The sequence below is a fragment of the Micromonospora sp. NPDC047753 genome, assembly GCF_040642735.1.
Taxonomy (GTDB): Bacteria; Actinomycetota; Actinomycetes; order Mycobacteriales; family Micromonosporaceae; genus Micromonospora.
In genome coordinates this window covers 1-9,186 of sequence record NZ_JBEYSL010000265.1, presented here as the reverse complement: position 1 = coordinate 9,186, position 9,186 = coordinate 1, and the positions used below count along the sequence as shown (strand labels likewise).

Genomic DNA, 9,186 nt, shown 5'->3' with positions numbered 1-9,186 from the left:
GAGGACTCCGCGACGATTCGACTGCACCGGTACGACCGGCCGGCGCAGCGGTTCATCCGGCAGACGATCACGTTCGACGCGGACGGTGTGCACCTCGATCCCGCGCCCGCCGTCGTGAGCGGCGCGTTCCTCGCCGGTCTCGTGGCCGGCTACGGCGTCGCCATTCCCGTCGGCGCGATCGCGATTCTGATCCTGGGGCTCAGCGCCCGTACGTCGTTTCGGGTGGGTGCGGCCGCGGCGCTCGCGGTGGCGACGGCCGACGGGCTCTACGCGGTGGTGGCCGTGCTCGGCGGCGCGGGCCTGGCCGGGATCATCGCGCCGGTCGCCGGGCCCCTGCGGGTGGTCGCCGCAGTGGTGCTGCTGGGTCTCGCCGGGCGCGGCCTGTGGCGGACGTGGGCTGCGCACCGCTCGCGGCGACCGCCGACGGCACGCGACGGTGGGGGCATGAGCACTCCGGGGCGGGCCTACGCGGCGCTGCTCGGGTTGACCCTGTTGAACCCGATGACGGTGCTCTACTTCACCGCCCTGGTGCTCGGCCGTCGGGACACTGCCGACTCGGGCATGGTGCCGGTGGCCCTCTTCGTGGCCGGGGTGTTCCTGGCGTCGGCGAGCTGGCAGCTGGTCATCGCCGGCGGTGGCACCGTGGTCGGCCGGGCGCTGACCGGGCCGCGTGGCCGGCTGGCCACCGGCCTGGTCTCCAGCGCGCTCATCGCCGCGTTGGCCGTGGCCGCGCTACTGCCAGACTGAACGGCCACGGCGACCATCCGACGCGGCGGCCGACCCCGCAGGAGGTCGCTGGGTCCAGGCCGAGCCGGACCAGGTTCACGGGCGGCTCAGCCACCCGGACGGCGCCCGACCGGTGTCGCCGGGCGTGTCCCTGGCCGGGCATCACGGGCCGCCCGGGGGCCCGGACGGGTTCGCTGTGCCGTACGGTCGGGCGATGACCAGTCGACCCGCAGCCGGCGGAGGCCGGTGGGTCGAGGTCGACCCGGCCCGCGTCGGCCGCTGGGTCGAGGGCTTCGCTGACCGGCACGGCCCGCCCAGCACCAGCGCGAGGGAGTACGGCCTACTGCTCGCCGCCCCGGACGGGGCGACCGCCGAGCTGCACGCCCCGCCGGGTGCGCCGGCCGGCGCGGATGTGGCCGGGTTCGTGGCCTCCGCTGTCATGCCCCGCCGGATCGGCCTGCTGCTGGCGCGGAAGGGCGCGGTGGCGCTCGGGGTGGCCGAGGGCGGCGACCTCGTCGTCTCCAAGGTGGACACACGCTACGTGCAGGGGCGCACCGCTGCGGGGGGATGGTCGCAGCACCGGTTCGCCCGCCGGCGTGACAACCAGGCGAAGGCGGCGCTGGGCGACGCGGCGGACCTGGCCGTACGGCTGCTGTTGCCGGAGGTGGCGACGCTCGCCGCGTTGGTCTGCGGCGGTGACCGGCGGGCGGTGGACGGGGTGCTGACCGACCGACGGTTGGCCCCGCTCGTGCCGTTGCGGGCGGAGCGGCTGCTCGACGTGCCGGAGCCCCGGCACGCGGTGCTGGTCGCGGCGGTGGGTGCGGCCCGGGCGGTACGCATCCTGGTGCGCGACCCCGACTGACCTCGGCCCGCACCGGCGACGTCGGAGGCCTGCACGGGCGACGTCGGAGGCCTGCTCGCGGCGGCGTCGGAGGCCTGCTCGCGGCGGCGTCGGAGGGGAGACGGTCGCCACCCAGAACGGGGTTCGCGGCGTGCTGTCCGGCCGGCGGCTGGAGGATGGGCGCGTGGAGTTTCTGGTTGACATGGTGACGACGGTGCCCGACGGCACGTCGGAGGACGGCGTCGCCGACATGCGTGCGCGAGAGGCCGCGCGTTCGGCCGAGCTGATCGCCCAGGGCAGTCTCCTGCGGCTGTGGCGGCCGCCGCTGGCACCGGGGGAGTGGCGTACGTGGGGGCTGTTTCAGGCCGACGACGCCGATGAGCTGGAAGCCGTGCTCGCGTCGATGCCGCTGCGCGCCTGGCGGCGCGAGACCGTGACGCCGTTGACGCCGCACCCGAACGACCCGGGTCAGCCGCCTCGCTGAGCCGGCGAGGGTACGCCGCCCCGACAGGCCCGCCACGGGACATGTCCGTCAGCAGGGAGATCATCATGTCCGACGCTCAGATTCTGCGTACCGTCCTCGACCGGTGGAAATCGGCTGTCGACGCCCACGAGCCCGACCGGGTCGCGGCGTGCTTCACCGACGACGCGATCTTTCAGGGGTTGCAGCCGTACACGGTCGGTCGTGCCGGCGTCGCCGCGTACTACGCCGGACAGCCGCTCGGCCTGACCGCCGCGTACGACATCCGGGAGATCCGCCGTCTCGCCGACGACGTGGTCCTCGGCTACCTGGAGGTGGAGTTCGGCTTCACCGACCGGCCGGCACTGACCGTCAACCTCGGAGTGCTCCTGCGGCGGGTCGACGACGACTGGCTCATCGGCCACTACCAGGTCTCGCGGCTCACCTGACCCCGGAGTTTCGGCCGCAATGACAATCGTGGCAGGCCCACCGGGGCCTGCCACGATCTCGGAGCGGGTGTCAGAGCTGGTCGGTACCGAAGGTGTCGCAGGTCTTCGGGTCGCCGCGGTCGTAGCCCTGGGTGAACCAACGCTTGCGCTGCTCGGACGTGCCGTGGGTGAACTGGTCGGGGTTGACCCGCCCGCCGGAGCGCTCCTGGATGCTGTCGTCGCCGATCGCCTCGGCGGCCTGCACCGCCTCGCTGATGTCGGTCTGGGTGATGGACTTGAACAGCGGTTCCTGGCCGGTCTTGTCCTTGCTCTCGGTGGCGTGCTGGGCCCAGGCGCCGGCGTAGCAGTCGGCCTGCAACTCCAGCCGTACGGAGGCGGACTGGGGACCGCTCTGGTCGCCCTGGCCGGCCTTGGCGTTGGTGCCGAGGAGGTTCTGGACGTGGTGTCCGTACTCGTGGGCGAGCACGTACGGCTGGGCGAACTCGCCCTTCGCCCCGAACCGGGACGCCAACTCGTCGTAGAAGCTCAGGTCGATGTAGACCTGCTTGTCGGCGGGGCAGTAGAACGGGCCGACGCCCGAGTCGGCCTGCCCGCAGCCGGTGTTGACGGCGGCCTGGAAGAAGTTGGTGTCGGTCTGCTCGTACTCTCCCTTGCCCAACTCCGGGTACGCCTTCTGCCAGTAGGCCTGGATGCTGTTGACGTAGAGCGCGTTGCGGCAGCGCGCGTCGTCGAGACGCTCGGGGTTGTCGCGGGAGCACAACTGCTCCAGGTCGGTGCCACCGGCCTGACCGCCCTCGTCGCCGTTTGTCATGGCGTTGAGGCCGAAACCGCCGCCGAGCAGCGCGATGAGCACGGCCACCACGATGCCGATGATGCCGCCCCGACCGCCGCCTCCGGGGATCGGGATGCCGAGGCCGCCTCCGCCGCCTCCGCCACCGCGGCCCACGTCGTTGACCTGCGAGGTGTCGATTTCGGCCCGCTCGTTGAGTTCCATGGTGACCCCGATCGCCGTATGCCGGTGAGTGTCTTTTGTGTGTCGTTTCGTCCATCGAGTGCCGGACGGGGTCCGGACAGGCGTTCCGGTACCCGATGATCTTGATTGGTAATCCGGGCAGGCGCTCCGGACGCGCCCGGTACACTTGTCAGGTGCTGCGCTGCGAAGGCTGAACCGCCCCGCGCCGTCGGGCCCTTGAGCCCGCCGGCCGTTTCGCGTGCCCCGAGTCAGCCTTCCGAACCCCGAGAGCGAGCCCCGCAAACATGATCACTGCCACCGGCCTGGAACTGCGTGCCGGTTCCCGGATCCTGCTGTCCGACACCACCCTGCGCGTGCAGCCCGGTGACCGGATCGGCCTGGTCGGTCGCAACGGCGCCGGCAAGACCACCACACTGAAGGTGCTCGCCGGCGAGGGGCAGCCGTACGGCGGCCAGATCGACCAGCGCAGCGCCATCGGTTACCTGCCGCAGGACCCGCGCACGGGTGACCTGGAGGTCACCGGCCGCGACCGGGTTCTCTCCGCGCGCGGCCTGGACGTGCTGATGGCGCAGATGCAGGAGATCGAGGCCCGCCTCGCCGAGGACGCCAACGACAAGCTGGTCCGTCGGTACGGCGCGCTGGAGGACCAGTTCGCCGCCCTCGGCGGGTACGCGGCCGAGGCCGAGGCCGCGCGGATCTGCGCCAACCTCGGCCTACCGGACCGGGCGCTCGCGCAGACCATCGGCACCCTCTCCGGTGGTCAGCGGCGCCGCATCGAGCTGGCCCGGATCCTGTTCCGTGACGCGGGCGAGAACGGCGGCGGCATCCTGCTGCTCGACGAGCCCACCAACCACCTCGACGCCGACTCGATCACCTGGCTGCGGGGCTTCCTCGCCAACCACAAGGGCGGCCTGATCGTGATCTCCCACGACGGCGCGCTGCTGGAGTCGGTGGTCAACAAGGTCTGGTTCCTCGACGCCACCCGGTCGGTCATCGACGTCTACAACCTGGGCTGGAAGGCGTACCTGGAGGCGCGCGAGACCGACGAGCGGCGCCGCCGCCGGGAGCGGGCCAACGCGGAGAAGAAGGCCGGGGCGCTGATGGCGCAGGCCGACAAGATGCGGGCCAAGGCCACCAAGACCGTGGCCGCGCAGAACATGGCCCGCCGCGCCGAGAAGCTGATCTCCGGCCTGGAGGAGGTGCGGGTCGCCGACCGGGTGGCCAAGGTGCGGTTCCCCAGCCCCGCGCCGTGCGGCAAGACCCCGCTCACGGCGACCGGTCTCTCCAAGTCGTACGGATCGCTGGAGATCTTCACCGACGTCAACGTGGCGGTGGACCGGGGCTCCCGGGTGGCCATCCTCGGGCTCAACGGCGCCGGTAAGACGACCCTGCTGCGGATGCTCGGCGGGCTGCTCAGCCCGGACACCGGCGAGGTGCACGCGGGGCACGGCCTGCGGCTGGGCTACTACGCCCAGGAGCACGAGACGCTGGACGTGGAGCGGACGGTTCTGGAGAACATGCGCGCCGCCGCGGTCGAGCAGTCCGACACCGACCTGCGCAAGATCCTCGGCGCGTTCCTGTTCTCCGGCGACGACGTGAACAAGCCGGCCGGGGTGCTCTCCGGCGGCGAGAAGACCCGGCTGGCGCTGTCCACCCTGGTCTGTTCCGGCGCCAACGTGCTGTTGCTCGACGAGCCGACGAACAACCTCGACCCGGTCAGCCGGGAGCAGGTCCTCGACGCCATCGCCAACTACCCGGGCGCGATCGTCCTGGTCACCCACGACCCGGGTGCGGTGCTGGCGCTCAAGCCGGACCGGGCCATCCTGCTGCCCGACGGCGACGAGGACGCCTGGAGCGACGACCTGCTCGAACTTGTCGAGCTGGCCTGACCAAGCTTCTGGCCGGGCCTCAACCGAGCAGGTCCACCAGCCGGCCGACGACGCCGGAGCTGACCAGGATCAGCACGCCGATGCCGATGAAGATCGTCGGCACCAGCCAGTGGCCGGCTCGTTCGACCAGCCGGACCACCCGTGGGTGCCCTCCCAGCCACGCGCCGACGGCACACCACAGCGCGATGAGCAGCACGAAGATCAGGAGGAACACCGCGCTGTCGGCTGCGCCGAGGGCTCGGAAGACGGGTACGTAGACGGCCACGTTGTCGGCGCCGTTCGCGATCGTCACCCCGGCCACGCCGAGCGCTCCGGTCACGACAGTGGGGGTCTCGTCCTCGTCGGAGTGACGCAGCGCGCGTACGCCGAGCGCGATCGGTAACAGGCCGAGAAGCCCCGTCCACGGGTCCGGCACCACGAGCAGCCCGGCCGCCACCACCGCGCTCGCCAGCGCGAGCGCACCGATACCCAGGTATTGGCCGGCGACAATCTGCCACGGGCGGGGCCGACCGGTGGTGCGGGCCGCGACGAAGAACAGGGTCAGAATGACGATGTCGTCGATGTCGGTCGCGGCGAAGACCACTGCCGCTCCGGCCGCCGTGCTGAGCAGGTCGATCACGACGGCAGGTTACGGCTTGCCGGCAGCAGCCAGCGCCGGCGGGTGGTACGCCCGGACGCCGCGGCGGGCCGCATCGCCAGGATCACTCTATCGGGAAGCTGACATTGCATAGCGTGTCGGTTGGCGAAGAGTTGATATCTGGCGCATGATCGTTCGAGGCGGTCTAATAGGTGGGACCGTATCCGAACCGCACAGTCTGGGACGTGAGGACACAGCATGGCAGCCACTGGCACAGCCACCAGCACTGAGAAGGGTCGCCGGATCGTCGGAGCCGAGCGTCAGACGCTCGCCAAGGACCTGGTAAAGCGGTACACGTCGGGGGAGAGCATCCGCGCGTTGGCGGCCTCGACCGGCCGTTCCTACGGGTTCATCCACCGAGTGCTCACCGAGTCCGGCGTGCAGCTGCGTCAGCGCGGTGGCGCCCGACGCCGCAAGAAGGCGTGACCCGCCCCTCAGCGTCGTCCACCAGCGCCGCGCCCCGGGAAGTCCGGTGACCGCCGAGGCGACCGGGGTTCGGCTGACTTGCGACGGGCCGGTCGCCACGGTGACGTTGTGCCGGCCCGACGTGCTCAATGCCCAGACGCCCGCGATGTGGCGAGCGATGAGCGACTTTAGGGTGCTCCCGTGCCGGGCGGCGATGGTCGTTCCGGCGGGTACTGCGGCGTCGGTCAGCTGATGCCGGCTTCGGCGCAGAACTTGGTGTACGCCGCGGTGCAGACCTCTTCCTTGGTCACGTAGCCGTCGGCGATGACGTCCTTGACGCTCTCCTTGTAGATGGCCTTCGGGGTGAGCAGCACCGAGGGCACGTCCCGGTCACCGTCCTTGACCGTCTGGCCGGTGTCCTTCTTCTCACCCTTGGCGAGGGCGATGGCCAGGTCGGAGGCGGCCTTGGCCTCTTCCCGGACTGCCTTGTAGACGGTCATGCACTGGTCGCCGGCGAGGATGTTCTGCAGGCCCTCGGTGCTGGCGTCCTGCCCGGTCACCGGCACCTTGCCGTTGAGCTTGTTCTTCTTCAGGATCGAGATGGCCGCGTTGCCGAGACCGTCGTTGGCGGCCAGCACGCCGTCGATCTTGCCGTTGGCCGTGGTGAGCTGCTGCTCGAAGATCGTCGCGGCCTGCGCGTTGTCCCACGCCGGCACCGCGTCCTCAGGGCCCTTGACGTATTCCTTGGAGTCGAACTTCGGCTTGAGCACCGAGTCGTAGCCGGCCTTGAACAGGGTGGCGTTGTTGTCGGTGGGGGAGCCGTTCAGGTACGCCACGACGGGGTTCTTGGCGCCCTTCTCGGTCAGGCACTTCGACAGACCCTCGCCCTGGAGCTTGCCGACGGTCTCGTTGTCGAAGCTGACGTAGTACTGGGCGGAGCCGCCGAGGGTGAGCCGGTCGTAGTCGATGGTGGCGACGCCCTGCGACTTGGCCTTGTCGAGCACTGCCTTGCCGGTGCCGGAGTCCAGGTTGACGATCATCAGGGCGGTCACGCCGCTGGTGATCATCTGGTCGGCGATGGTCTGGAAGGCGGTCTTGTCGTTCTGGGCGTTCTGGATGTCGTACTGGACGCCGGCGGCCTTGAACGCCTCCTCCAGGAACCGGCGGTCCGCGGTCTCCCAGCGGGCCGAGGACTTGCTGTCCGGGAGGATCACGCCGATCTTGGGGGTCTTGGCGGAGGCGGCCTTGTCGCCGGAGTCGTCGCCACAGGCGGTCAAGCCGCCGGTCGTGAGCAGGCCCACGGCGGCGATGGTGAGGATCCCCTTACGCATGTGCAGGGTCCTTTCGGAGGTGGGGGAGGTGTTGTTTTGTTGTGTCCGGCAACGTATTTCGGGTCACACCGGCTCCACAAGACCGCGCAGGTGCATAGTTTGTTGGGAGCGATAACAATTCAGCAACGCGACTGTTACTCCGCGGGTATCCCACGGGGGTGTCGACGTAACGACTGTCGTCAGTGGGTCTGCAACGCCGCGGTACGGGCGTCGGTCAGCGCCACCAGATCCGCTGCGGCCAGTTCGAGTTGCAGACCACGCCGACCAGCCGAGACGTAGATCGTCGGGAGATCCAGCGCGGATTCGTCCAGCACGGTGGGCAACCGTCGACGCTGCCCGAGCGGGCTGATCCCACCGCGTACGTAACCGGTGGCCCGCTCGGCGACCGCCCGGTCGGCCAACGCCGCCCGCTTACCGCCGACCGCAGCCGCGAGCGCCTTGAGATCCAACTCGCCGGTGACCGGAACGACCGCCACGGTGAGCGCGCCGTCGACGTCGGTCACCAGAGTTTTGAACACGCGCTCCGGTGCCACGCCGAGCGCCACCGCCACCAACGCGCCGTAGTTCGGGGCGTCCGGCGCCACCCGGTACGGATGGGTGCGATGCGCGATGCCCCGCTTGACCAAGAGTGCCGTTGCCGGCGTGCCCTGTCCCGCCACAGCGACGACGCTAGTCGAGACGGCGCTAGTCGACCGGCCGGCCGATCAGCACCGTCGGTGCGCCGTCGACCCGGGTGAGCACCAGACTCGCCGCCGCGTCCCCGGCCAGCCGCAGGTCCCGCCGGAGCTGCTCCGGGGTGAGCGCCGAACCCCGCTTCAGGATCTCCACCCGGCCCACCCGGCGGTCGCGCAGCAGCGCCCGCAGGCGCTTGAGCGAGAACGGCAGCACGTCGGTGATCTCCAGGCAGCGCGCGTACGGGGTGCGGACAGGCTGGTCGGCGTAGAGGTAGGCGATGCTCGGATCGCCCAGGTTGGCGTCCAGTTCGCTGGCCAGTTCGGCCACGAGGTGGGCGCGCACCACTGCCGGGTCCGGGTCGTACAGGTAGCGACGCGGCGGCCCGACCGGTGCCTCGGCGGCACCCGAGCCGGTGAGCTGGTGGCTGTGGGCCTCGGCGCCCCGCTGGCGGTAGAGGGTGGCGCGACGGGGCACCTCCGCCAGCTCACCGCACCAGAGCGCGGCCTCGACCAGGTCGCCGTCCACGCCGACCCACTCGGCCTCCGCCCCGGCCGGGATGAGCGCGTGGTCCAGGCCCGGCGCGACCTTCACCACGGTGCGCGGCACCCGCTCGGCCAATCCGGTGACGAAGTCCCACGGTGGCGAGTAGGCGCGCGGGTCGAAGATCCGCCGCCCGGTGCCGGTGGCGCGGCGGGCCGGGTCGCAGAAGACCCCGTCGACCCTTGCCACGTCGAACCCGGTCGCGTCGCCGCACTCGACGGTGAACAGCTCGGCCAGGCCGGCCGCCTCGGCGTTGGCGG

Annotated in this window: 11 protein-coding genes and 1 pseudogene; 7 read left to right on the top strand and 5 right to left on the bottom strand. The window is 71.0% G+C overall.

Features of this window, described 5'->3' with window-relative positions; all coding sequences use genetic code 11:
* The first annotated feature begins 114 nt into the window (after window positions 1–114).
* The 4 genes from ABZ749_RS21355 (at window position 115) to ABZ749_RS21340 (ending at window position 2,476) form a co-directional block, all read left to right on the top strand.
* Entirely contained in the window at window positions 115–747 is a 633-nt protein-coding gene (locus ABZ749_RS21355; RefSeq protein WP_357230232.1) for a LysE family transporter, read from the top strand.
* A 193-nt stretch (window positions 748–940) separates the two neighbouring features.
* Window positions 941–1,588 carry an acVLRF1 family peptidyl-tRNA hydrolase gene (locus ABZ749_RS21350; protein ID WP_355009960.1) on the top strand — a complete coding sequence of 216 codons (648 nt, stop codon included), beginning with the start codon at window positions 941–943 and terminating at the stop codon, window positions 1,586–1,588.
* 163 nt (window positions 1,589–1,751) lie between these two features.
* Window positions 1,752–2,051, top strand: coding sequence for a muconolactone Delta-isomerase family protein (locus tag ABZ749_RS21345; protein WP_357208455.1), 300 nt, complete (start codon window positions 1,752–1,754; stop codon window positions 2,049–2,051).
* Window positions 2,052–2,116: 65 nt separating this feature from the next.
* The gene (locus ABZ749_RS21340) at window positions 2,117–2,476 is read left to right on the top strand and encodes an SgcJ/EcaC family oxidoreductase (RefSeq protein WP_357230229.1); all 360 of its coding nucleotides are present in this window, start codon (window positions 2,117–2,119) and stop codon (window positions 2,474–2,476) included.
* Window positions 2,477–2,546: 70 nt separating this feature from the next.
* Here the strand turns inward: ABZ749_RS21340 and ABZ749_RS21335 are convergent, their stop codons facing one another.
* Complete coding sequence (locus tag ABZ749_RS21335; RefSeq protein WP_357230227.1) at window positions 2,547–3,470, bottom strand: neutral zinc metallopeptidase; 924 nt, start codon at window positions 3,468–3,470, stop codon at window positions 2,547–2,549.
* 263 nt (window positions 3,471–3,733) lie between these two features.
* On the opposite strand from ABZ749_RS21335, the gene ABZ749_RS21330 reads away from it, so the two are divergent.
* Entirely contained in the window at window positions 3,734–5,338 is a 1,605-nt protein-coding gene (locus ABZ749_RS21330; protein ID WP_357204154.1) for an ABC-F family ATP-binding cassette domain-containing protein, read from the top strand.
* A gap of 19 nt (window positions 5,339–5,357) precedes the next feature.
* Here the strand turns inward: ABZ749_RS21330 and ABZ749_RS21325 are convergent, their stop codons facing one another.
* Window positions 5,358–5,957, bottom strand: a complete 600-nt coding sequence (locus tag ABZ749_RS21325; RefSeq protein ID WP_357230225.1) for a cadmium resistance transporter — start codon at window positions 5,955–5,957, stop codon at window positions 5,358–5,360.
* Window positions 5,958–6,173: 216 nt separating this feature from the next.
* On the opposite strand from ABZ749_RS21325, the gene ABZ749_RS21320 reads away from it, so the two are divergent.
* Window positions 6,174–6,401, top strand: a complete 228-nt coding sequence (locus ABZ749_RS21320; RefSeq protein WP_007462679.1) for a helix-turn-helix domain-containing protein — start codon at window positions 6,174–6,176, stop codon at window positions 6,399–6,401.
* 46 nt (window positions 6,402–6,447) lie between these two features.
* A pseudogene (locus tag ABZ749_RS21315) lies at window positions 6,448–6,582 on the top strand (enoyl-CoA hydratase/isomerase family protein); the annotation flags it as partial.
* 43 nt (window positions 6,583–6,625) lie between these two features.
* Here the strand turns inward: ABZ749_RS21315 and ABZ749_RS21310 are convergent.
* The 3 genes from ABZ749_RS21310 to ABZ749_RS21300 all read right to left on the bottom strand — a co-directional run.
* Window positions 6,626–7,711, bottom strand: coding sequence for a substrate-binding domain-containing protein (locus ABZ749_RS21310; protein ID WP_357206750.1), 1,086 nt, complete (start codon window positions 7,709–7,711; stop codon window positions 6,626–6,628).
* Between the two features lie 179 nt (window positions 7,712–7,890).
* On the bottom strand, window positions 7,891–8,370 hold the full coding sequence (gene ybaK, locus ABZ749_RS21305) for a Cys-tRNA(Pro) deacylase (RefSeq protein ID WP_357230223.1): 480 nt from the start codon (window positions 8,368–8,370) through the stop codon (window positions 7,891–7,893).
* A 25-nt stretch (window positions 8,371–8,395) separates the two neighbouring features.
* Window positions 8,396–9,186, bottom strand: a 791-nt coding sequence (locus tag ABZ749_RS21300; protein ID WP_357230221.1) for an SAM-dependent methyltransferase, incomplete at its 5' end; no start/stop codon positions are given.

What these genes read in the sequence shown, in the direction of transcription:
- ABZ749_RS21350 (WP_355009960.1), top strand. Translation starts at nt 941, where the DNA reads ATGACCAGTCGACCCGCAGCCGGCGGAGGCCGGTGGGTCGAGGTCGAC.
- ABZ749_RS21340 (WP_357230229.1), top strand. Translation starts at nt 2,117, where the DNA reads ATGTCCGACGCTCAGATTCTGCGTACCGTCCTCGACCGGTGGAAATCG.
- ABZ749_RS21335 (WP_357230227.1), bottom strand. Translation starts at nt 3,470, where the DNA reads ATGGAACTCAACGAGCGGGCCGAAATCGACACCTCGCAGGTCAACGAC.
- ABZ749_RS21330 (WP_357204154.1), top strand. Translation starts at nt 3,734, where the DNA reads ATGATCACTGCCACCGGCCTGGAACTGCGTGCCGGTTCCCGGATCCTG.
- ABZ749_RS21320 (WP_007462679.1), top strand. Translation starts at nt 6,174, where the DNA reads ATGGCAGCCACTGGCACAGCCACCAGCACTGAGAAGGGTCGCCGGATC.
- ABZ749_RS21310 (WP_357206750.1), bottom strand. Translation starts at nt 7,711, where the DNA reads ATGCGTAAGGGGATCCTCACCATCGCCGCCGTGGGCCTGCTCACGACC.